A 23,992-nucleotide genomic window follows, 5' to 3' on the forward strand; every position below is an offset into this window, starting at 1 on the left:
ATCTTGTATAATATCAGCACTGTTGAAATAACTCCTTAAAGCTTTTTGAGGCTGCTTCCGGTTTGGCAACAATCTCGACAATTTTATTGCGTGCATCTGCTTCAAACAGCGCCTCAACAGCAACTTGGGCGACTTTTTGCCTGGGTATACTACCGTCAAACAGTGTATCACCACTCTGCATCACGATCGCGTCGGAGTTATCTTCATTCTTCAATCCACCAGGTCGCACAATCGTATAGGTAAGACCACTTTTCTGAATATACTCTTCAGCTTGCTTTTTCCATACTAAAATCAGCCAAAACAAGTTAAGTGGATGGAATAACTGCGAAGTACACAAAGAAGAAACTAAGACAAAATGCTCAATTCCTTTTGCTTTAGCAGCTTCTACTAAATTTTTAGTCCCTTCAAAATCTACTTTATAGGGGCCAGTGGGGTCAAAACTAGGTTTTGCCCCAGTAGCAACCAACAAAACTGTGCTATCTCCCAACGCAGCAGTTAAACTTTCTGGTTGTAATACGTCGCCTACCACTAATTCAGCCTCAGGAGAGAGAATACCCCTAGCTTTTTCTATATCTCGCACTAAAGCACGGACGGGAATATTCCGCGCTATCAACTCTTGCACAATCCGGCGACCTGTTTCACCTGTTGCCCCTGCTACAAATGCTTTCATGAGAAATGCTATCCTGGGAAACTATTGTGTGCTTGTTTAGTTCTTTATTTTAGTAATTCTATGGACTTGATGGTAGATTAATGAGGTTTTGGTAAAAATGAGATATTAGTGTGAAATGACCCAGGTACGTGGGGAATTATTAATATAGACGAACGTTTAAATATACATTAATGCATTTATGCTTTCAAGACAAAGCGAATATAAATCTTGGGAAATAACAGAAGCAGTTTTACCTGTAACCTCCAGCCATGAAGCAGCCGAGGACACATTAACAGAAGCAAATGTAGCGACGGTCACAAAATTTTACGGCCGTTATCAAGATTTTATGGAAATGCCTGCCCCAGCAGAGAAGGTTGCCCAGTATCTTAATAATCATGCCTCATGGTTTTCGCGTTGTGCTGAACCGATGAAGGTGCAATCACTTGGGGAAAATGGCTACGCTTTAGTAATTGGTCGTTTTGGTGCTTTTAGTTATGATGTAGAACCTAAAATTGGTTTGGAATTGTTGCCTCCAGACGAGGGTATTTACCGCATCCGTACAATTCCTATTCCTGACTACCAACCGCCTGGTTATGACGTAGACTATCGGGCATCTCTACAGTTAATAGAAAATAATAATTCCAGTAGTATTGGTGAAATTACCAGAGTTGAATGGGAATTAGATTTAATAGTTGATTTGCACTTTCCCAGGTTTATTCAGCGATTACCCAAGTCTATAATTCAATCTACAGGCGATCGCTTACTTAACCAAATTGTCCGCCAAGTCTCCCGTCGTTTAACCCGCAAAGTTCAGCAAGATTTTCAGAAATCTTTAGAAATACCCTTTCCTGCTAATTCTAAACAAAAGCACTGAGTCAATAGTCCTTTGTCATTGCTCATACACAAATAACAAATCGCAAAGTCGAGCCAGTCGCTTGGGCGGGTTTCCCGACTTGGGCGAACTGGCGTTGAGCGGAGGTTTCCTCCACTCAGACTTTGTAAGAGAGGACAAATGACAAGGACTAAGCTTTAGTGAGAATTCTTTGGACAATTTGCACGCCGGTGACAGCCTGCCAAGCAAAAAGCCCCAAAAGAGTAAAATTCACCAGAATATGAGTTGCTCGTGCCCAATTTGCCCCTTTTTGCATATAAGGCGACAAAGCAGCAGAAAATGCAATCATACCCGTCATACCCAGTCCTGCTAGCAGGTGAGGCGCGACAAATAATTTGCCATTATTGATGTAGGTGACACCCATCCCTCCAATTGCACCTACCACCATCAAAGCTAGGAGTATAGATCCGATTTGGTAGTGTCTGACGTTATATTTACCTTTAATCAGTTCTTTCTTTTCTTCCCCCTGAGCATTTCTGGTACGCTGTACTTGCAACCCTAAGTAGGCTGCATAAATTGAAACTACTAATAGCGCCCACATTAGCACCGGATGAAGGAAATTCAGCCAATATTTCACCGACGCGGAAAGTTCCAGACTCATCGTGTTCTCGCCTAATTATAAAATCTTCATAAAAATTAGCATAATTCTATTTTCTGTGCTTAAGGTTGCACAAATTAAAAGAGACTAAGAAAGAGAATAATTTTTATCAACCCAATAGTCAGAATGTTTGCCAAGACTGCTTTTATTGAATTTGAATTTAGAATGAGTAAATTTTGAATTGCATAAACCTCTTGCCAAAGTGGATAAACAATCTCAGACTAAATTTTGAGGGTAGACGAACAAAACCCCCTGTGTGGGATCTCATCTATGACTGAAAATAACGATACTTTGCTGCTAAAAGCTGCTAAAAGCGGCGATATTAAGGGTCTGAGTGCGCTACTGGCTGCTGGCGCGAGGGTGGACGCGTGCGATCGCCAAGGCACGACGGCGTTAATGTTTGCTGCTAATTTAGGTTATACCGAAATTGTGCGATCGCTATTAGATGCTGGGGCAAATATCAACTTGCCCAGAAAACTCTATGGTTTGACGGCTTTGATGTTGGCGGCTAATGCCAAACAACTTGACATTTTGCAGCTTTTACTATCTAAAGGTGCTGATGTCAATGCCACTAATGAAGATGACAGCACAGCTTTAATGGCAGCTGTAGTTAAAGGTCATGTCGATGTAGTGCGAGTTTTATTGGCTGCTGGTGCAAAGGTGGATATCGCAGATAAAGATGATGATACTGCCTTAAAACTCGCCATTAAGCAGGGACAAATAGAAGTTTTACAAGCAATTCTCCAAACTGGTGTTGATGTCAATATCCGAGATGAGGAAGGTGAGACACTTTTAACATTAGCAGCAGATTTGGGACATTTGGAGGTTGTGGAAGCATTGCTAGCAGCCGGGGCTGATGTGAATGTGAGAAACGCCGATGGTGGAACTGCCCTATCGGCAGCAGCGGCCGCTGGACACAGTGCGATCGCAGCAGCTTTACTAAATCGAGGTGCCCAAATTAATCTCCAAGACCAAGATGGTGAAACAGCCCTACACCTTGCCGTTGTGGAAGGCTACATTGATGTTGTGCAAGTGTTACTTAACAGGGGTGCAGATGTCCAAATTAGGAACCACCTTGGTGATACGCCACTGCTTGTAGCAGCATTGCAAGGACACAGCCATATCGTTGAAGCATTGTTGCATTCCGGGGCAAATATTACTGAGAAAAACCTTGGTGAAGTACCTTTGACACTGGCTGCATCACAGGGACACACTCAAACAGTGAAAGTGCTGCTAGAGTATGGTGCTGATGCCAACACTGCGGACGATGATGGTAAAACTGCTTTGATCAAGGCAACCGAACGCAAGCACACGGAGATAATACACTTGTTGCTGGCAAAGGGAGCAGATGTGAATTTTCAAGACTCAGCGAAAGCAACAGCATTGATGTGGGCTGCTTCAGCAGGTTACGGCGAAATTGTGCAGTTGTTACTGCAAGCTGGGGCAGATGTGAATTTGAAAAACCGGGGTGGTTATACTGCTTTAATGATTGCAGAATTTAATGGTTATAAAAATGTTGTGCGGAGCCTGCAAAAAGGTGGGGCGCAAGAATAGCTAATAGCCATCTAAAATCTTTTGTTTACTAGGCTGTGCTTTTTGGAATCAGGGTCATAAACTTGCTGCAATCACCGTAGACAAGCAAATTCGGAGAGATTTTACGCCCATTTTAACGTCAGAGGCGATGCGAGGCGATCGCGTCTTGTTCCTGTCACAATATCTAAATAAGCCTATATTTTAATTTCAAAAATGTCTGCTAAAAATACAAATAATCAAAATCGTATCCAATCTCGTGACTGGCCAATTGAGGAATTACCTGGACTAAGCCACGAGGAACAATCTCAACTGCACGATTGTGGAATTCCCAGCACAGTAGCACTAATCAAACAAGGGAAAACTCTAGAGAAAAGACTAGCATTAGCAAATAAACTACAGATTCATCTTCAGTATGTAAATAAATGGATGGCTTTAGCTGACTTAGCGCGTATTCCCAGTGTAGGTATACAATATTGTGGTTTATTGCTCCATGCAGGTATTGCTTCAGTTACACAGTTGGCTCAGACTCCTAGTCACAGATTGCACCAACAAATTATGCGCTTGCAGGTAGCAACAATGCAGCGACGAGATTTGTGTCCAGCGATTGAATTAGTACAACAATGGAGTCAGCAAGCGAAAATAGTGGGGAATGGGGAGTAGGAGGCAGGGAAGACAAGGGGACAAGGGGACAAGGGGACAAGGGGACAAGAAAGAATTATTGAAGAAGTGTCTTACTTATTTATTCCCTACTCCCCACTCCCTACTCACTACTCCCTAATCTTTGGCTAAAACACCATTAAGGAAGATATCAGCAAGTCCTTCTGCCATTTCCTGCATTTGTTGAGGGGAGGCATCAGGTTCCATGAGGGTGTTGTTGGAAAAACCTGCGATCGCAAACATTCCTAAAAAAACTTTGGCTACCAGCTTGGCGTCCATTTTGCGATAAATGCCTTTATCCATCGCTGTTTGAAAAAATGCTTCGCCTACATCAGACATTTTGGTAATGACTTCTAATTGAATGCGATCGCGCAAGTCGGGGTGAAACTGCACCTCCATAAAACAAACGCGCATTAAATCGGCATTTTTTTGGAAGTTCCACATCCGGCGACGCATCACCTGAGCTACGGCTTTATAGCTGCCCATTTCACTTAATTCTGTCAGCAAATCTGTGAGAATCTCCACCCATCCACTCGTTGCTACTTCCACCAAAATTGCCTTTTTATTGGCAAAATGACGAAATAGAGTCCCTTCAGCTACACCTGCCGCCTGTGCTAAATCACGGGTGGTAGTACCGTCAAATCCCTGAGCGGCGAACAACCGTTGTGCTGCCTGCAAAATCCGGGTGCGCGTCTGAGCTTCTGAGGGTGGGGAAGAATTAAAAACTCGCATAACAGTTTTGGTGAAATTTGCGGAACACGATTTGTAGCATTATTGTCTAACGTCAAGTAAAAAAGCCTAACAAGCTTAATACAAGATTAACGTTTTTTTGCTAAGTACCTAGTTTTTTAGGTAGTGTAACTTTATCTTAATTTTTGCTTATGAACCAGATCATTCGGTCAATTTTAGATTTTAGATTGGGGATTTTGGGTTGGTCAGATAAAGTATCTGTCATATTGCGGCGGTTGTTTGTCGCTTTGTTGACTTTGATTATCCTATGGTGGGGATTGCTGCCAGAAATTGCTCTGGCTCAAACTCAGACCGCACCCTCTCCCCAAAGATTGTTGCAACCTACAAAAACTCAAACTCCACCAGTTCAAACTTCGATCCAACCTTATCTGAATCGAGTTATCAAGGAGTTAACGGAGTTTCGCCTCGATAATGGTCTAAAATTCATTGTTTTGGAACGACATCAAGCGCCTGTAGTGTCTTTTATTACTTATGCCAATGTCGGTGGTGTGGATGAGCCAGATGGCAAAACTGGTGTAGCTCACTTTCTGGAACATTTGGCGTTTAAAGGGACAACGCGCATTGGTACAGAAGACTACAAGGCAGAAAAACCTCTATTAGAAACCTTAGAACGACTAGATGGCCAAATTAAAACAGCAAAAGCCGATGGCAAAAAAGATGAAGTTGCTCGGTTAGAAGCTGAATTTAAGCGAGTGGAAGCGCAAGCAGCCAAGCTTGTTAAGCAAAACGAATTGGGGCAAATTGTCGAACAAGCGGGAGGCGTGGGTTTAAATGCCAATACTTCAACTGAAGCTACTCGTTATTTGTACAGCTTTCCTGCTAATAAATTGGAACTTTGGATGTCGCTGGAATCGGAACGATTTCTCGATCCTGTAATTCGTCGTGAGTTTTATAAAGAGAAAGATGTAATTTTAGAGGAGCGACGGATGCGGGTGGAAAATTCACCCATTGGATTAATGGTGGAGAAATTTATTGATACTGCTTACAAAGTTCATCCATACAGGCGTCCAGTGATTGGTTATGACGAAGATATCCGCAATCTGACACCTGACGATGTGCAAAAGTTTTTTGATACTCACTACGTACCAAGTAATTTAACCATTGCCATTGTCGGAGATATTAACCCGGCTGAAGTAAAAAAACTGGCGCAAACTTATTTTGGTCGCTATCCGGCAAAAACCAAAGCTGTTGAAGAAATCCCGGTGGAACCGTCACAACAACAAACACGAGAAGTTACTTTGCAGCTACCTTCTCAACCCTGGTATTTAGAAGGTTATCATCGTCCGGCAATTACCCATCCAGATAATGCAGTCTATGAAATCATTGGCAGTTTATTAAGTGATGGACGCACGTCGCGGTTGTATAAGTCTTTGGTAGAAAAGCAGCGTTTGGCGCTAAATGCCCAAGGTTTTAGCGGTTTTCCTGGAGATAAGTACCCAAATCTGATGTTATTCTATGCTCTCACGGCTCCTGGTCATACAGTTGATGAGCTGGCGGTGGCTTTGCGCCAAGAAATCGACAAATTAAAAACTGAGCCTGTAGCAACGGTTGATTTGGAACGAGTGAAAACCCAAGCACGGGCGGGTTTGTTACGTACCCTCGATTCAAATATGGGGATGGCTCAACAATTGTTGGAATATGAGGTGAAAACTGGCTCTTGGCGGAATTTATTTAAGCAGCTGGATGATATTTCGGCAGTAACAACGGCTGATATTGTGCGAGTGGCGAAGGAGACGTTTACGCCGAAAAATCGCACGATTGGAAAGTTGTTGTCGAAAGAAAAATAAGAGAAACGTAGACGCAAAGCGGCTTGCCGTAGGCTACCGCAAAGGGCGCGAAGGGCGCAAAGGCAGAGAGATATGCAGAAGTACATGGTGAAGGGTAAAAAATTCAAAATTAAAAATGGAAAGGGGCTTATTTATGCTTTGATTGGTGTATTTGCATGTTTACTTTTAACTTGTAATTTTTCTCTGGCGGCGACGGCTGAGGCAAAGCATTATACAGAGTTGCAGTTACCACCGCTACCTGAAATTAAAATACCCAAGTATGAGCGGTTTGTTCTTCAAAACGGCTTGGTTGTCTATTTAATGGAAGATCACGAATTGCCATTGGTGAATGGAACGGCGTTTGTGCGAACAGGAAATCGCTTGGAACCACAACAGAAAGTTGGTTTAGCTGGTTTTACAGGTGCGGTGATGCGAACTGGAGGAACTAAGAAGCATTCAGGTGATGAACTCAACGAGATGTTGGAACAACGCGCGGCATCAGTGGAAGCTAGTATTGGCGAAGCTTCTGGTAATGCTAACTTTGACGCACTCAGTGAAGATTTAGAAACAGTGTTTGGGCTGTTTGCCGAGGTGCTGCGATCGCCAGTATTTGCTCAAGAAAAGCTAGACTTGGCTAAGACACAAGCTAAGGGTGGCATTGCTCGTCGTAATGACAATCCAGATAGTATTGCTAGTCGAGAATTTAAGAAATTGATCTATGGGAAAGATAGTCCTTATGCTCGCACGATAGAGTATGCAACAGTGGATCAAATTGAGCGTGAGGATTTGCTCAAGTTTTATCAGCAATATTTCCACCCCAATAATATGATTTTGGGGATTGTGGGAGATTTTGATTCCAAGAAAATGCGATCGCTCATTCAAGCTAATTTTGGCGATTGGAACCGTAACCCAGGTATTGCTAAACCCAAATTACCTAATGTTTCGCCAGTTAACACAGGTGGAGTCTTTTTTGTCAATCAGCCACAATTAACGCAAAGTAGTGTGCTTATCGGCCATTTAGGTGGACAGTTTGACAATCCTGATTATCCGGCGCTGGATGTATTGAATGGAGTGTTAAATGGATTTGGCGGACGCTTATTTAATGAAGTGCGATCGCGTCAAGGTTTAGCTTACTCTGTTTATGGCGAGTGGAGTCCTCGTTTCGACTATCCTGGCATGTTTATTGCTGGTGGAGAAACGCGATCGGATGCTACTATCCAGTTTGTCAAAGCCTTACAAGATGAAATCAAGCGCATCCAAACTCAAAGAGTTACAGCAAAAGAACTAGCTTTTGCCAAAGAGTCTACACTCAACTCCTTTGTATTTAACTTTCAAGACCCTGCACAAACCTTATCACGGTTGATGCGATACGAATATTACGGTTATCCTGCTGATTTTCTCTTTCGCTATCAAAAAGCCGTCGCCGCCACCACAGCTGCTGATGTGCAACGAGTAGCACGAGAATACCTTAAACCAGAAAAGATCGTGACTCTAGTGGTGGGGAATCAAACCGCTATTCAACCGCCATTGACGCAGCTAGCAGCAAAGGTGACACCAATAGATGTAACGATTCCTGGTTCGCAGCCACAGGTAAAGAATTAATTTGCGCTATTAGCAAGGTATCCTCCTCTAGATTTCCTGGTAATCAGCGTGATGTTATAAGTACTTGTGATAATTTCCTTGATTATCGGGAAATGAGTGAGGACAAATTGTAGTAACCAGTAGAAACTAAATCAGGAACCAAAGCCTCTGGAGTTTCCAGAGGTTTTTTTTTAATTACGCTTTTTTAGGACGCGATCGCCCCATACACTTCAAAAAAGGGCTTTTTAAGCAGGCGATATCTGACGACAAACTGCTGCGAATCCAAGCATCGGAAAATTGCAGCAAACAATTTTTGCATTAACTGAAGTAAGCTAAATTTAGGTTGGAGCTACTGGGAGTGGAAATGATGTTGTTGGAATTAAAGCGCATCCATGTTCCACCAGGACAAAGAGTGCTACTGAGAGATGTAACCTGGCAGGAATTGGAAGCAATTTTAGAGGATTTAGGAGAGCATCGTGCTGCACGAATTGCTTATGACAGGGGAATACTAGAGATTATGGCACCACTGCCAGAACATGAATATCACAAAGAAATTATTAGCGATTTAGTCAAAGCTCTTTTGGAAGAATTAGATATTGAGTTTAGATGTCTTGGTTCTACGACTTTCAAAAATCAAGTAATGGCTCAAGGTATAGAACCTGACCAGTGTCTCTATATCAAAAATGAATCCAAGATTCGCAGCAAGAAGCAACTAGATTTAACAGTAGATCCACCTCCAGATTTAGCTCTAGAAATTGATATTACTTCTCGCACTCATCCTAATATCTATGAAGCTTTAAAAGTACCTGAGCTTTGGCGTTTTGATAAAGGAAAGCTCCAAATTAATGTTCTGCAAGACGGGCATTATGTAGAGTCTCAGCAAAGCCTAAATTTTCCTATATTCCCATTAATTGAAACGATTCCCAAATATCTTGAGCAAAGTACAACAGCAGGCAGAAATGCAACGCTCAAGGCTTTTCGTCTTTGGGTAAAAAAGCAGATACAACAGCAATAATTCGTAATTCGTAATTAATTTTAGGTAGATATATGCCTAACTTCGACCTCTATTTTGATCTGGTAACGTTCAGACAAGTCGGTTCGGTGAACCAAGAATCCCACGGCTTGAAGCCGTGGGAGCGTCAATTAGTAATGATTTAAGTTAATTCCAGCTTCTTTTGCCATTGCTTCTAACCCATTAATCTGTAGGGTTTTGATTGCTTTGGTAGACAGCTTTAACTTCACCCAACGATTTCCGGCTTCCCACCAAACACGCTTGCTTTGCAGATTAGCGTGCTGAAGGCGTTTAGTACGGCGGTGGGAGTGGGAAACAGCAAAGGCGTTATTTGCCTTCTTACCAGTTAGTTCACAGCGACGCGACATAGCAAGTATCTCCAGATTGTTATTTTAATACAGCCTTTCCATTTTAGGTCTTAGGCAACAGAAGTGGGGAGATGAGGTAGCAGGGGGAGCAGGGGGAGCAGAGGGAGCAGGGGAAGCAGAGGAAGCAGGGGAGAAATAACTTCTAACTCCTAACTCTTAACTTCCCACTCAGCACTCATAACTATTTACTCGCTTGTTCTGTTAGCTTGGTGAGTACCTCATTCGATCGCTCGACGAAAGATTTCATTCCCTCAGCGTCAAATCCTTTCTGAGACATGAGGGCTAAATCGTAGACGTGTTGACAAATCAAGTTCACTAACTGATCTGTAGGCGATTGACCGTCACCTTGAATAATACTACCTTGGTTAAGATTTGCCAGATTTTGAATCAACGGATGAGCAGTATTTACTAGCAAAACGTGATCTTCGGGAAATTCTACTGACTGCTGCTGCATCATGGCGTTCATTTCCCGCATCCGGCGGAGAATCTCTGGTAGAAGAACGATCGTAGGTGGTGTACCATGAGGATCGTCTGATTTCAAAGCTTCGGTACGGATGTTGAGTTTGGGTTTGTTGAGAGATTTTTCAAATAACTCTTTGATTGTCTCACTCCGAGTTTTATTCGTCTTCGGATCAACAATTTCCGTAGCTTTGTCTTGTTCCAACAGGGTATTATCTAAGTCAGAGTCCACCCGTGTAAATTTGACATCCTTATATTCCCGCTCTAGGAAGTTGATAAAGTGGGTGTCGATGAAGGAGTCCATAAATAGGACTTCCAATCCTTGATTTTTGTGCAGTTCTATGTATGTTGCTTGGGTTGCTTCATCAGTGCTGTAGAAAACCCGGTTCTCGTTACGTTCTTTGTTACGTTCTAAATACTCTTTGAGTGTGGTGTAAGGAGCGCTAGGTACTGAGTCAGAACTAGGTGAAGGAGTCACATCTTGCCAAGCATCGCCGTCTGAAGACTGGACTTCAACCACTGGAGTTTCAGCAGCAACTTTTTCTGTCAGCTTGGCGGTGGTGCGGAAGACGATAATATCTTCAATTTGTTTTTTGAATTTCTCGTCGTTGAGAACGCCGAATTTTACGAAAGTACCAAGATCCTTCCAGGCGCTAATGTATTGTTCGCGGTTGTCGCGGAAAAGTTCTTTGAGGCGATCGCCTACTTTTTTGGCAATATAATCACCAATTCGCTTCACGGTGCGATCGCCTTGCAAGGCACTACGCGATACGTTCAGGGGAATATCAGTACTATCAATCACACCCCGCATTGGCATCAAAAATTGCGGGATAATTTCTTCGCAGTTGTCGCTAACAAAAACTTGATTGCAAAATAGCTTGATTTGCCCTTTTGTAACATCTACATCGGGCCTCATTTTGGGGAAATATAGAATCCCGTTGATGATAAACGGATAGTCTGTATTTAAATGTACCCACAACAGAGGTTCTTCTTGAAAAGGATACAAGTAGCGATAAAACTCTAAATAATCTTCTTGACTCAGGTTACTTGGAGACTCTCGCCACGGTGCTTTTTGCTTATTTAATACTTCGCCATCAAGTTTAATTGGTACTGGCAAGAAATCACAGTAAGTCTTGACAAGATTCTTAATTCGTGCAGTCTCTAGAAATTCCTCCTCTTCTCCTTGCAGGCTAAGAGTAATAGTAGTGCCGCGAGTTGTCCGGGGCGATTCTTCTAGAGTGAAAGCTGGGGAACCATCGCAAGTCCAGTGAACCGCCTGCGCTCCTTCTTGATAGGATAATGTATCAATCTCTACCTTTTGCGCCACCATGAAGGAAGAGTAAAAACCAAGACCGAAGTGGCCAATTATCGGTTGATCTGATTTGCCTTCATACTTATGAATAAATTCTTCAGCACTAGAAAAGGCAACTTGATTGATATATTTCTTAACTTCATCTGCGGTCATCCCGATACCGTTATCGGAGATGGATAGGGTTTTCTTATCTTTGTCAATGGCAATTTCAATTTCTGGTTCACCGATATCTCCAGCGTAGTCTCCGGCGCGGGATACCATTTTCAGCTTTTGGATAGCGTCTACAGCGTTGGATACGAGTTCCCGCAAGAAGATTTGATGATCTGAGTAAAGCGATTTTTTAATGATCGGGAAAATATTCTCAGTATGAATACTGATAGTGCCTTGTTCTAGCATAATTGGTAATTCTTCGATGTTAGTATCTGAAATGATGATAGTGGTTAATACAGCCTAACCCTCTGTTTCCCAGGATAAACCCGGAGAACAAAGAAAGGCATGATACCAATTAGGATTTTAAAAGCATAGCTTAGGCGATCGCACCTTTTTTGAGCGTTGTTTGCCCCCATTTTCTGATTCGGATTTCCCTACTTCCGACTTCTGATTTTCAACGCAAGTCTATCAGTTTAGTTGAGACTGCCGTCTAAATACATATTTCATTAATTAGTAGCGAATAAATTGAGTAAACCTCTGTGTCCCTCTGCGCTTTCCCCTGCGCCCCTCTGCGTTTAAAAATTGAATTAAGCCCCCCAATTTATCGGGAGGCTGAGGTACTAACGAGTCAGATTCTACGCGCTAAAGTATTTTGCTAACGGGTGGTAAGCAATAATCGCAGTAGTAGACTGTTCTGGATAAAGTTGTTCACTTTCATCCATATACAAGTTAATCCTGTCAGTCTGCAATAACTCTAGTTGCTTGTATTGGTCTTGGATATTCGGGCAAGCTGGATACCCAAAACTATACCGTGAGCCACGATAGCGTTGTGCCAATATATCCCGAATATTGTCGGGTTCCTCAGCACTAAAACCTAACTCGCGGCGAATTCTGGCGTGTGTCCACTCAGCCACAGCCTCTGCCATCTGCACAGCCATACCGTGGAAATACAGATAATCAGTGTACTGATTATCAGCAAACAGTTTTTGGGCAAACTCTGTGGCAATCTCCCCTACAGTCACCGCTTGCATGGGGAAGACATCAATAATTCCCGATTCCTTTGGTGCAAAGAAATCTGCTATGCACAGCCGCCTTAAAGACTTCTGTCTGGGAAACTCGAAAGTTGTAACCTGCTGTGATTGGTTCCATACATGTAGAGAATTCCCCTCGGCTTGACAAGGGAAATACCCATAAATCACTTGGGGATGCAACAGATTTTCTTCAATAATTCGCTGTTTCCAAGTTTCTAAAATTGGGTAGACTTTCTCAGTTAAGAAAGCCTGATATTCTTCCTTAGATTGTTCCTTTGGTTTGCGGAATTGCCATTGTCCAGCAACTAAAGCTTGTAAATCCAAGTACCAGAATATTTCTTCGATGGGAATATCACTAGGCTGCAATAACTTCGTTCCCCAGAAAGGCGGTGTGGGACGTTCAATATCTACAGCCACAGCTTCAGAACGTCTTGTATCTACTACTTTTGGTTCAGCAGATGTTTCTTCAGCAGTTGTAGCTTTTGGTTCTTTGTGACCATTTGTCGAAACTTCAGCAGTTTCAACTTCGGTCAAAAATCCCTGCAAATCTTCCCAGTTACCAGTAGCCTTTGCTGGCATTAATTTATCCATGAAGTGCAAGTCAGAAAAGGCATCTTTGCCATAAACAACTTTACCTTTATAGGTATTTTGGCAATCTTCGTAGACAAACTTGGGAGTCAGCGCCGCACCACCTAATATCACAGGGACACTAATTCCCTTTTCGTTGAATACCTCCAAATTCTCTTTCATGAAAGCGGTGGATTTTACCAGCAAACCACTCATGGCAATACAATCAGCTTTGTGCTGTTCGTAAGCGTTGATGATGTTTTCCACCGGCTGCTTAATTCCCAGGTTAATCACCTTGTAGCCGTTGTTGGATAAGATAATATCCACCAAGTTTTTACCAATGTCGTGGACATCGCCTTTGACTGTGGCAATGATAAAGGTTCCTTTGGCATTGTTGCCTGATTCTGATTTTTCCATGAACGGTTCGAGAAACGCCACCGCCGCTTTCATGGTTTCCGCAGATTGCAAGACGAAGGGTAGCTGCATTTGTCCCGAACCGAATAATTCTCCAACAACTTTCATGCCATCTAGCAAGAAGGTGTTGATAATCTCCAAGGGGGGATATTCTTCTAAGGCTTTTTTCAGATGTTCTTCTAAGCCAATGCGTTCGCCGTCGATGATGTGGCGTTTGAGACGTTCTGGGATGGGGAGACTTTCATCTAAGGAGCGATCGCGCTTAGTTGTTACCCCGGCAAACGCTGTGGTAAGCTCTCCCAAGGGATCGTAAACACAAACATTACCTTCAAACTTCCGCTCATCATAAATCAACTGGCGACAGATTTCTTGATGGCGTGCATCAATCTTCGATAGCGGTAAAATTTTGTTAGCGCTGACAATAGCTGCATCCATTCCCGCCGTCGTCGCTTCGTGCAAAAACACTGAGTTCAGCACCATCCGCGACGCGGGAGTTAAACCAAAGGAAATATTGGAAACACCCAAAATTACATGGCATCCAGGCAATCCTTCACGAATGCGCCGGATGGATTCAATGGTGGCTTTGCCGTTTTCTCGGTCTTCTTCAATCCCGGTGGAAATGGGTAACGCTAGGGTATCAAAGAATATTTCTGTGGGTGGTATGCCATATTCTACAGCTTGACGGTATGCACGTTGGGCGATCGCAAACTTTTTCTCTGCTGTTCGCGCCATCCCATCTTCATCGATAGTACCAATAACTACACCAGCACCGTATTTTTTCGCTAAATCCAGCACCTTCAAAAAGCGCGGTTCCCCATCTTCGTAGTTGGTGGAATTCAGCAAACACTTACCACCAGCAACCTTTAAACCCGCCTCCATCTTTTCCCATTCGGTGGAGTCAAGCATTAAGGGCAATGTGACATTATTAACAATGCGCGAAACTAATTCGTGCATATCGCGCACGCCGTCGCGTCCCACATAATCGACGTTGACATCAAGGATGTGTGCGCCTTCTTTGACTTGCGCCCTCGCCATTGAAACGAGTCCATCCCAATCTTCGGCATTTAGTAAATCGCGGCACTTCTTGGAACCACTGGCGTTGAGACGTTCACCAACAATCAAGAAGGAATTATCTTGGTCATAAGGCTGAGTGGTGTAAATTGATGCTGCTGCTGGTTCTAAGCTAGGATGTCTAACTTTTGGCTTCAGACCTTTAGCAACTTCTGCCAATTGTTGAATGTGTTCTGGACGCGTCCCACAGCAACCCCCAATCACTTGGACACCCAAATCTTCAACAAAATGCATCAATGACATCCGTAATTCCAACGGTGTCAAGCGGTAGTGCGCTTGACCGCCGACGTTCTCAGGTAAACCCGCGTTGGGAATACAGGAAACGATGAAAGGTGAATGTTCTGCCAAATACTTGATATGTGGTTTCATCAAGTCTGGGCCTGTGGCGCAGTTTAGACCGAGAATGTCAATTGGGTAAGGTTCCAAAATTGTCAGCACAGCACTGATTTCTGAACCAACTAACATTGTGCCCATGCTTTCCATTGTCACAGACACCATCAACGGTCTGCGATCGCCTTTTTTGGCAAACACCTCTTCAATGGCATTCAGCGCCGCCTTAATTTGCAGCACATCTTGGCAAGTTTCCACCAAAAATAAATCGACACCACCATCCCACAGCGCCTCTGCTTGTTCAGCAAAAGTAGCTTTCATGGTGTCAAAGTCAATATGTCCCAAGGTTGGAAGTTTCGTTGTCGGGCCGATGGAACCTGCCACAAACCGGGGTTTTTCTGGCGTGGAAAATTCCGCCGCTACACGCTTGGCCAATTCTGCGGCTGTCTTGCTGAGGTAGTAGGCTTGGTCTGCCAAGTCATATTCTGCCAGCACCAGGGACGTACTGCCAAAGGTATCGGTTTCAATGACATCAGCACCAGCAGCGAGAAAGTCGCGGTGAACCTTAGCGACAGCTTCCGGTTTCGTGTGGACTAAGTATTCGTTACAACCTTCATACTGTGGGCCACCGAAGTCTTCAGCAGTCAGATTTTGGGTTTGTAAGTTGGTTCCCATCGCCCCGTCGAAGACGAGGACTGGGCTATCTGGACTACGCAGGCGTTCAAGGAAAGAATGAGTCATATTTTCCTAGAAGAAATGAGGAAATCAAGTGAGTCTTGTGATACTCGACTTACTTTATTATTTTCCAAGATTGTGATATTTTCGGCATCTTTTAATAAAGTCTGTTTTGCTGAAACTCTCTATTCGCTCATTTCGACCTGATTTATCAAGGTTAGCGATAACAGAATTTGCAATTCCTTGTAGAGACGGCGATTTATCGTGTCTCTCTAACGTGTCAGTTTTTTAGACGCCATAAATCGCGTTTCTACATGAGGTGTTGCTGGCTTATCCTGGTGACTTGTAGGCAGAACCTACACAGTATTGACACAGGTGGGATTTCACTGAATTCTACACATAGTCAGATGAAATAGTTTCGCCAAGCTTCTTATCTTAGGATTACAGCTTAGAGTTGTTACTCCGTTCAGCTCAAAGATGGAAAAAACACCAGGAGTATAACTTGAGTCTTACTATGGATTTAAATTCTTTGTTCAATCTCAATACATTTATTGAATTATTACTGGGGATTAGTTTGAGCGCGGCGGCTGGCTTTCGAGTATTTGTACCACTGCTAGCATTGAGTGTGGCTTCAGTTTTTGGACATTTAGATTTACCGACTAACTTTGATTGGGTGGAAACACCTCAAGCTGTAATTGTCTTTGCAGTCGCTTGTTCATTAGAAATTATCGGTTATTACATTCCTTGGTTAGACCATCTGCTGGATATTGTAGCCACTCCTGCGGCATTTATCGCCGGGACAATCGTCACAGCATCCGTTGCTCCAGAGATGAATCCACTGGTGCAATGGACGTTAGCTTTAGTTGCTGGTGGTGGAACCGCAGGATTAACTCAGGGATTAACGAATATATTGCGGATAAGTTCTACAGGCGTTTCTGGTGGATTAACCAATCCAGTTGTGTCAACCATTGAATTGCTCGTCGCAATCGGACTATCTGTGCTGGCGCTAGCTTTACCAGTGGTAGCAGGAGTGATTGTGATTGGTTTTCTAATAATTGCTATTCAAAGAATCTGGAGTTTCTTCTTGAGTAAACCATCTTCTCAAGCTCACGAAACCGTCTCTCCATCAAAAGAATTGGGATAAGTGCTTATGAATTGGTTTCATCGCTGCGACACCGAATAGCCCGTCGTAGACATCGCAATTATAAAGCGATCGTAGTAATTTATAATTCCAAAGCCGCTATTAGACAAAAATTCACTTGATTAATTGCCTCAGAGGAAAGAGAACCCAGCTTTCTGAGAATCATAGATTTATTTAATGTAAAAATTGACTCACAGCGAACCACAGACTCAACTCTAATACCTGCACTGGCAATTTCATCGCCCGTTATTAAATATTGCGTTACAGTTAAAGGGCGATTAGTGTTGGAAGTACAAGGCACAATCATCAAATCATCAAGAATTTGATTCAAGTGATTTGCCGAAATTACAACAGCAGGGCGAACTTTAAACTGTGCCAATCCCGTTGAAGGCATGGGGACTCGACACAACACAACATCACCGCGCTGTAAGTTCATCAGCAAATACTTCGTCGTAAATATCATTTTCAGAACTTACCCAATCCTGATAAGCCTGAGATTCAACAGCAGGATTAACAGATTTTTCGCCATTCTTAAAAGAAAGAGCTAAATCAACCAATGCTGATAACTGCTCATCATTGAGTTGTTGAATCAGACTTAGAAGTTCTTGACGAATATTCATGGAATTGCCGACTGCTAACTATATTCAATGTATGCCATAAAGCGATGCCTGTAGCGTTGATGGTGCGACGCCGATAGCGAAGCGTTAGCGAGTCTTCGAGCGTCATAGCCCGTCGTAGACATCGCAATTATAAAGCGATCGCAGTCGTAGGGCGTGTTAGCGCGAAAGCTTAATGTACCTTTGATACTCGTGAATGAGTCTTTGAACTCCGTTAACAAGTCTTTGAACTCCGTTAATGAGTCTTTGATACTCGTAAACGAGCCTTTGAACTCCATTAACGAGTCTTTGATACTCGTGAACGAGCCTTTGATACTCGTAAACGAGTCTTTGAACTCCGTTAATGAGTCTTTGATACTCGTGAACGAGCCTTTGAACTCCATTAACGAGTCTTTGAACTCCGTTAACGAGTCTTTGATACTCGTGAACGAGTCTTTGAACTCCATTAATGAGTGAATGTTATTTCGAGGGTAGCGATGTCTACGACGGGCTACGCCTACGTACCCTGCTAATTTCAACATTAAAGCCGTTTTTACGCAGATAAACACACTAATCCAGTCTCTAAAACTTGGTTACGATATACTACTTTAGTAAATATTGCTACAAAGTTGGTGAGGTTTGCAGGTGACAAACGAAGAACTGTTGCAAATTATTGAAAAAGCTGCCAGGGGAAAGGCAACGGAGCTATCCCTCTCTAACAATCAACTCAGCAGCTTGCCGCCAGAAATCAGCCAACTCTCCAACTTAAAAAGGCTATACCTCGAAAACAATAACCTCAGCAGCCTGCCGCCAGAAATCAGCCAACTCTCCAACTTGAAAAGGCTATCCCTGCATAAAAATCAACTCAGCAGCCTGCCGCCAGAAATCAGCCAACTCTCCAACTTGACTGAGCTATCTCTCGAAAACAATCAACTCAGCAACCTGCCGCTAGAAATCAGCCAACTCTCCAACTTGAGTGAGCTATACCTCGGTAAAAATAAACTCAGCAGCCTACCGCCAGAAATTAGCCAACTATCCAACTTGACAAGGCTAAACCTCGGTAACAATCAACTTAGTAGCCTGCCAGCAGAAATCAGCCAACTCTCCAACTTGACAGCGCTATTCCTCGATAACAATCAACTCAGCAGCCTGCCGCCAGAAATCAGCCAACTCTCTAACTTGACAACGCTATTCCTCTTCAACAATCAACTCAGCAGCCTGCCGCCAGAAATCAGCCAACTCTCCAACTTGACATGGCTATCCCTCAATAACAATCCACAATTAAGCTCCCCACCGCCTGAAATTGTCGAGCAAGGAACACAGGCGATTTTAACCTATCTGCAAGAAAGGTTAGAGAGTAGCCAACGGCAGTGGGTTTCTAAGCTGCTAGTAGTCGGTGAAGGAGGTGTGGGTAAAACATCATTATTAAGAGCATTGCGCGGTGAAGAGTTCGACACTCAAGAATCCACCACCCACGGCATTGAAATTAAATGGCTCGATTTAACCCATCCCGGAAAAGCAGGTACTACGATGCATCTGAAAACCTGGGACTTTGGCGGACAAGAAATCTATCACGCCACCCATCAATTCTTTCTCACCAACCGTTCCCTATTCTTACTCGCCTGGAATGCTCGACTGGGATTTGAGCAAGGTAAACTCTATTACTGGCTAGATACTATTAAAGCCTTAGCCCCGGAATCGCCGATTTTACTCGTCGCCACCCACATCGATGAGCGAGATGCCGACCTTCCTCTCAAAGAGTTACGCGACAAGTACCCCCAGATTATCGAACACTGTAAAATTAGTTCTAAAATCAGCCTTGGCATTGAAGAACTGCGGCAAGCGATCGCTAAAGCAGCCGCCAAATTACCCTTAATAGGTGAAATCTGGCCTACTACTTGGCTAAATGCAGCCAATGCCATCCGCACCCAGCCGAAAAAACAAATCACGCCTCAACAACTGTGGAACATCATAACTGAGTCCCAAGTTGCTGATATCAGCAAGGAAGTGCTGGCGCGATGGCTGCATGAATTAGGCGAAATTCTCTACTTCCAAGACAACGAAGAACTTAACGATACCGTTATTCTCAAGCCCCAGTGGGTAACTGAATATATCAGCAAAGTGCTGGAAAGCGAAGACGTAATCAACCGCAAGGGCATTTTCACCCGTCAGGAAATGAATCAACTTTGGCGCGATTTAGAGCCATCAATGCGTGATCACTTTTTGCACCTAATGGAGCGTTTTGACCTTTCCTACCGCATTCCCGAAAACCGGGATCTCAGTCTGGTTGTGGAACGTTTGCCCCTCGATGCGCCTAATTATGAACAGAAATGGCAGCAAATTAAACAAACAGGTAAGTGCAATGAAATTTCGATGAAATTTAAACTCAATACCATTCCTGCGGGGATTCCTACTTGGTTTATTGCGCGTCAACACCGCTTTACAACTGGCATTCATTGGCGTAACGGTGTTTTATTTGCTTATGAGCAGGAACATTTAGCATTAGTGGAAGCTGTTAAAAGCGATCGCTATATTAAATTAACAGTGCGAGGCCCTAACCCGCTAAATTTCTTTGTCCTGCTTCGAGATGGCATGGAAGTCACTCTCGCCAGGTTTCCTGGATTAGATATTAAACGTACAATTCCATGTCATGGTCATAATGGTCAACCATGTAACCACGAATTTGACTATAAACAACTATCGCAACGCTGGGAAAAAAAGAAAGGAACAATTGAATGTCCAGAAGCTATGGAAGATGTATCAGTGCCAGAACTCTTATATGGCTTAAACTGGAATACTCAAAATGCAGTACTAGAACGCATTGACCAGTTAGAAAAAACAGTTGTTGACGGACAAGCAGTAATTCTCGATGAATTTAAAAATCTTCTAGAACTGACGCAACGGGGATTTACTAATGCATTCCGCCGCGAACAAGCAATCATAGATTCTCACTGTCCCAATGTCTTTGTCCTGCGTCCCTGTGACGGTAAAGCTTGGCAAAAAAATCTAACTGGACAGAAATTAGATTTACAACTCTATTGCCAAGCACCGGGGTGTTGGCATCCCACCCAAGAAGGTGGTTTATATGAAATAAATGAACCTGCCAAATGGTTGAGAGTAACTGCACCTTATATTGGTAACTTATTTAAAGTTTTAAAATATGCCGCACCGATAATTGGCCCTTGGCTAGGTGTCGTAGATCCCAAAGAATATGAAACGCTATTCAAAAATGACTTAGAACTATTTAAAGAACTAGCAGCAAAATTACCTGAACTCAAAGAATCTGAAGGTTTAGAAGTGGCAGACAAAATTGCCAGAGGTGAAGATTTAGATCCAGAACGCGCCGATGGTGCAGCTTTGCGTGCCTTGCGTCAACTTTTAGAAGAAAAAGATCCCCAGCAGCACTGGGGTGGATTAAAGAAAGTTTTGACTCCAGAGGGACATTACCTGTGGCTATGCGAACACCACGCAGCAGAGTATAAACGTTGACTATTTTAGATTTGAGATTGGAATTTTGAATTGTAGATAGACAATTCATCAACTATTCTCTGAACCAGTAACAATGGTTTTGATACATTGAAATAGCTCCCTAGACAAAGGAAGCATCTAAAATAATTACTTAGGATTACAACATATACTAGTAACGTATATTTAACTAGAATTAAAGTATTATAGCGATTTTCGTTTGGATACCATCTATAGTAGGGACGTACAGAAGTGCGCCTCTACAAAAGACACATCAGTTTAGCTATAAATTAAAATCTACCGTTTTACGGGTATTAGAAACATGAGGTTTAAAGACTGGGCGACTAGGGTGCTACTAATCTCGCTGATGTTCATGGCTTTAATTGTAGTGCTGCTAATTGGACGAGCGACAAAATTACACAATAATCCGGCAACATCCCATATATCCAATCCACAGGTTACAGCCTGGAGTCAATATCCCCAAGCGCAATTTCAATCAGCGAAAGAACTAGAGAAGAAATCTCAAAATGTTATCAAGTCCCCAGTCAAAATTAACAAGCCTATAGCAAGGTATGTAACCACTCAAGCTTTTGCACAGTACAGACCTAGTTATCAAGTTGCTTCGGTTGATCCAAGTAACTATGGAGAACGGTATGCCCAAGATGTTAACGGCGTTCCTCTCAACAACCAACCAATTATCGTCCTCCATGAAACTGGTTATTCTGCTTCTAGCGCCATTAATTTCTTTCAAGTAGCCCATACTGATGAAAGTGTGCAAGCAAGTTACCACGCTTTAATCAAGTTAGACGGAACGGTGGTTTATCTAGTACCGCCAGAAAAGCGGGCTTTTGGTGCAGCTAACTCAGTATTTGAGACTCCACAGGGAGTGGAAACTGTGCAGACTAATCCGACTTTGCCTGCGTCTGTGAATAATTTTGCTTATCACGTTTCTTTGGAAACGCCGCCAGATAGTTATGACGCTAGCAGCCAACAAACTCATAGCGGCTACACGGAGGCTCAATATCATTCTCTTGCTTGGTTAATTGCTCAAAGTCAAGTCCCAGACGATCGCATCACTACGCACCATCTAGTAGATCGTTCTGGTAAAAAAGTTGACCCGATAAATTTTGATGGTAATAAGTTTCTCAACTTACTTAATACTTATCGTCAGGTCAGACCAATATATAGAGTGAGTAGATAAAAAATGGTGCGTTACGCTTTTGCGATAACACACCCAATAAAATTTATTCAACCAAGCTATTTATTTGCTAAAGCTATAAATTTGCTGCGTCTCCAGGCGATCGCTAATCGATGAAGGCAGTGTACCATCTGAAAATGTCTGTCTATCTAGTTGGACTTGTAAATTACTCAAGGGATCGCAACCAGAAGATATCAAAAATTCTAGTTTTTGGATGTAAGGCAAGGTTGCTAAGTTGTCTAGAATTTGGAAGATAGCCTGTATATAAGGATGACCACTTTGTTGATACCAATCACAGCTAGCGACTTTTGGCTGATCAAAACCCAAGTGTACTGTCAAAGATGGCTCGTCAAATATAGCGATCGCTAAGGGACGCGCTTCTTCCTGCAACAATAAATCATTACTTTTCGCTAAGTGTCGCAGTTTTTCTAGGCGTTCATAACGTTCTGTCACAGCTTCCGGGTCATCTTGCCAATGAATTGCTACTGTTACCAAATAAGTCTGTAACAGCATGTGGCCCAGCTTTTTCGCCTTTGTCGCCAGGTAATAGGAATTGTAGTCATTGGCCTCAATTAACAATGGAACGCGATCAACTACTTCCATTCCATAGCCCTTAACTCCAGCAATTTTGCGGGGATTATTTGTAATCAAACGTATCTTTCTGATGCCCAAATCCATGAGCATTTGTGCCCCCATGCCGTAATCTCGCAAGTCAGCCGGAAATCCTAAACGCTCATTTGCCTCGACTGTATCCAGTCCCATATCCTGTAATGAGTAGGCTTTCAGCTTATTAATCAAGCCGATTCCCCGTCCTTCTTGACGCAGGTATACAACTACACCTTGACCCGCAGACTCAATCATTTTCAGTGCAGCGTTTAACTGCATCCGGCAATCGCAGCGCAAAGAACCCAAAGCGTCACCAGTTAAGCATTCTGAGTGCATCCGCACCATTACTGGCTCATCCTTGAAGTTAGCTGGATCGCCCTTGACAATTGCAACGTGTTCTGTATTGTCCAGGGTGTGGCGATAGGCGTAAATTTCAAACTGACCAAATTCACTAGGTAGTTTGGTAACAACCTCTCGATACACTAAGCGATCGTGCTGTAGGCGATAACTGATTAAATCAGCAATACTAATTATTTTTAAATTGTGGCGTTCTGCATATTCAACTAACTGCTGCAACCGCGCCATTGAACCATCGGAGTTTTGAATTTCACAAATTACTCCTGCTGGGTAAAGTCCTGCTAGTCGAGCTAAGTCCACAGCCGCTTCTGTATGTCCTGCGCGTTTGAGTACGCCTCCAGCTTTAGCCCGAATCGGGAAAATGTGACCAGGACGACGTAAATCGGTTGGTTTTGTCGCTGGGTTGAGAGTAACCTGGATAGTGCGGGCGCGGTCTTCTGCTGAAATGCCTGTGGTTACACCCAATTCTGGGCCAGCATCAATGCTAACAGTGAAGGCAGTTTGGTTAGTATCTGTAATGTTGCTTACCATCAAGGGTAAGTCTAGCTCGTCTAAGCGATCGCCTGTCATCGCTAAACAAATCAGCCCTCTAGCTTCCACCGCCATAAAATTAATCATGTCGGGTGTGGCAAATTGGGCGGCACAAATTAAGTCGCCTTCATTTTCTCTATTTTCATCATCTACCACTACAATGACGCGACCAGCTTTTAGGTCTGCTAAGGCGGCATCAATCGAATCAAATTTAAAAGCTTGGTTAGTATTAGGCTGTGACACAGAAAGATTTCCAGCTACCAACGTAAATTTTTTTAACAAT

At 43.1% G+C, this 23,992-nt stretch carries 18 protein-coding genes; 9 read left to right on the plus strand and 9 right to left on the minus strand.

Annotation, left to right across the window (positions count from 1 at the left end):
• Positions 1–13 precede the first annotated feature (13 nt).
• Entirely contained in the window at positions 14–670 is a 657-nt protein-coding gene (locus RMZ43_RS05305; protein WP_322646350.1) for an NAD(P)H-binding protein, read from the minus strand.
• 178 nt (positions 671–848) lie between these two features.
• Between RMZ43_RS05305 and RMZ43_RS05310 the strand changes: the two genes are divergently transcribed.
• Complete coding sequence (locus tag RMZ43_RS05310; RefSeq protein WP_322655064.1) at positions 849–1,523, plus strand: DUF1997 domain-containing protein; 675 nt, start codon at positions 849–851, stop codon at positions 1,521–1,523.
• 148 nt (positions 1,524–1,671) lie between these two features.
• Here the strand turns inward: RMZ43_RS05310 and RMZ43_RS05315 are convergent, their stop codons facing one another.
• Positions 1,672–2,142: a DUF4079 domain-containing protein gene (locus tag RMZ43_RS05315; protein ID WP_322655065.1), complete on the minus strand. Its 471-nt coding sequence runs from the start codon at positions 2,140–2,142 to the stop codon at positions 1,672–1,674.
• A 267-nt stretch (positions 2,143–2,409) separates the two neighbouring features.
• Between RMZ43_RS05315 and RMZ43_RS05320 the strand changes: the two genes are divergently transcribed.
• Complete coding sequence (locus RMZ43_RS05320) at positions 2,410–3,693, plus strand: ankyrin repeat domain-containing protein (RefSeq protein ID WP_322655066.1); 1,284 nt, start codon at positions 2,410–2,412, stop codon at positions 3,691–3,693.
• 192 nt (positions 3,694–3,885) lie between these two features.
• On the plus strand, positions 3,886–4,332 hold the full coding sequence (locus RMZ43_RS05325; RefSeq protein ID WP_322655067.1) for a DUF4332 domain-containing protein: 447 nt from the start codon (positions 3,886–3,888) through the stop codon (positions 4,330–4,332).
• Positions 4,333–4,446: 114 nt separating this feature from the next.
• Here RMZ43_RS05325 and RMZ43_RS05330 read toward each other — a convergent pair whose 3' ends face one another.
• Positions 4,447–5,061 carry a TetR/AcrR family transcriptional regulator gene (locus RMZ43_RS05330; RefSeq protein WP_109011630.1) on the minus strand — a complete coding sequence of 205 codons (615 nt, stop codon included), beginning with the start codon at positions 5,059–5,061 and terminating at the stop codon, positions 4,447–4,449.
• Positions 5,062–5,210: 149 nt separating this feature from the next.
• On the opposite strand from RMZ43_RS05330, the gene RMZ43_RS05335 reads away from it, so the two are divergent.
• From RMZ43_RS05335 to RMZ43_RS05345, 3 genes are all read left to right on the plus strand, one after another.
• Positions 5,211–6,866, plus strand: coding sequence for a M16 family metallopeptidase (locus tag RMZ43_RS05335; protein WP_322655068.1), 1,656 nt, complete (start codon positions 5,211–5,213; stop codon positions 6,864–6,866).
• Between the two features lie 72 nt (positions 6,867–6,938).
• Positions 6,939–8,447: a M16 family metallopeptidase gene (locus tag RMZ43_RS05340; RefSeq protein ID WP_322655069.1), complete on the plus strand. Its 1,509-nt coding sequence runs from the start codon at positions 6,939–6,941 to the stop codon at positions 8,445–8,447.
• A gap of 346 nt (positions 8,448–8,793) precedes the next feature.
• A complete protein-coding gene (locus RMZ43_RS05345; RefSeq protein ID WP_322655270.1) occupies positions 8,794–9,441 on the plus strand; it encodes a Uma2 family endonuclease in 648 nt (215 codons plus the stop codon).
• Positions 9,442–9,569: 128 nt separating this feature from the next.
• Here RMZ43_RS05345 and rpmB read toward each other — a convergent pair whose 3' ends face one another.
• The 3 genes from rpmB to metH all read right to left on the minus strand — a co-directional run bounded on the left by rpmB (position 9,570) and on the right by metH (position 15,881).
• On the minus strand, positions 9,570–9,806 hold the full coding sequence (gene rpmB / locus RMZ43_RS05350) for a 50S ribosomal protein L28 (RefSeq protein WP_109011633.1): 237 nt from the start codon (positions 9,804–9,806) through the stop codon (positions 9,570–9,572).
• A 181-nt stretch (positions 9,807–9,987) separates the two neighbouring features.
• Positions 9,988–11,973 carry a molecular chaperone HtpG gene (gene htpG, locus RMZ43_RS05355; RefSeq protein ID WP_322655070.1) on the minus strand — a complete coding sequence of 662 codons (1,986 nt, stop codon included), beginning with the start codon at positions 11,971–11,973 and terminating at the stop codon, positions 9,988–9,990.
• Positions 11,974–12,362: 389 nt separating this feature from the next.
• On the minus strand, positions 12,363–15,881 hold the full coding sequence (gene metH / locus RMZ43_RS05360) for a methionine synthase (protein ID WP_322655071.1): 3,519 nt from the start codon (positions 15,879–15,881) through the stop codon (positions 12,363–12,365).
• Positions 15,882–16,329: 448 nt separating this feature from the next.
• Here metH and RMZ43_RS05365 point away from each other — a divergent pair, with 448 nt between their 5' ends.
• A complete protein-coding gene (locus tag RMZ43_RS05365; protein WP_322646341.1) occupies positions 16,330–16,959 on the plus strand; it encodes a DUF4126 domain-containing protein in 630 nt (209 codons plus the stop codon).
• A gap of 79 nt (positions 16,960–17,038) precedes the next feature.
• Here the strand turns inward: RMZ43_RS05365 and RMZ43_RS05370 are convergent, their stop codons facing one another.
• Together RMZ43_RS05370 and RMZ43_RS05375 are read right to left on the minus strand one after the other, a co-directional pair.
• The gene (locus tag RMZ43_RS05370; protein ID WP_322646340.1) at positions 17,039–17,392 is read right to left on the minus strand and encodes a type II toxin-antitoxin system PemK/MazF family toxin; all 354 of its coding nucleotides are present in this window, start codon (positions 17,390–17,392) and stop codon (positions 17,039–17,041) included.
• The gene (locus RMZ43_RS05375) at positions 17,373–17,576 is read right to left on the minus strand and encodes a hypothetical protein (protein WP_322655072.1); all 204 of its coding nucleotides are present in this window, start codon (positions 17,574–17,576) and stop codon (positions 17,373–17,375) included. The genes RMZ43_RS05370 and RMZ43_RS05375 overlap by 20 nt, the downstream gene beginning before the upstream one ends.
• Before the next feature lie 621 nt (positions 17,577–18,197).
• Between RMZ43_RS05375 and RMZ43_RS05380 the strand changes: the two genes are divergently transcribed.
• Both RMZ43_RS05380 and RMZ43_RS05385 read left to right on the plus strand, forming a co-directional pair.
• Positions 18,198–21,041 carry a COR domain-containing protein gene (locus RMZ43_RS05380; RefSeq protein WP_322655073.1) on the plus strand — a complete coding sequence of 948 codons (2,844 nt, stop codon included), beginning with the start codon at positions 18,198–18,200 and terminating at the stop codon, positions 21,039–21,041.
• Between the two features lie 298 nt (positions 21,042–21,339).
• On the plus strand, positions 21,340–22,218 hold the full coding sequence (locus RMZ43_RS05385) for an N-acetylmuramoyl-L-alanine amidase (RefSeq protein WP_322655074.1): 879 nt from the start codon (positions 21,340–21,342) through the stop codon (positions 22,216–22,218).
• Positions 22,219–22,278: 60 nt separating this feature from the next.
• Here RMZ43_RS05385 and ribBA read toward each other — a convergent pair whose 3' ends face one another.
• Positions 22,279–23,952, minus strand: coding sequence for a bifunctional 3,4-dihydroxy-2-butanone-4-phosphate synthase/GTP cyclohydrolase II (gene ribBA, locus RMZ43_RS05390; RefSeq protein ID WP_322655075.1), 1,674 nt, complete (start codon positions 23,950–23,952; stop codon positions 22,279–22,281).
• Positions 23,953–23,992 lie beyond the last annotated feature (40 nt).

Origin of the sequence: Nostoc sp. CmiVER01 (assembly GCF_034531135.2) — a bacterium.
GTDB lineage: Bacteria > Cyanobacteriota > Cyanobacteriia > Cyanobacteriales > Nostocaceae > Nostoc.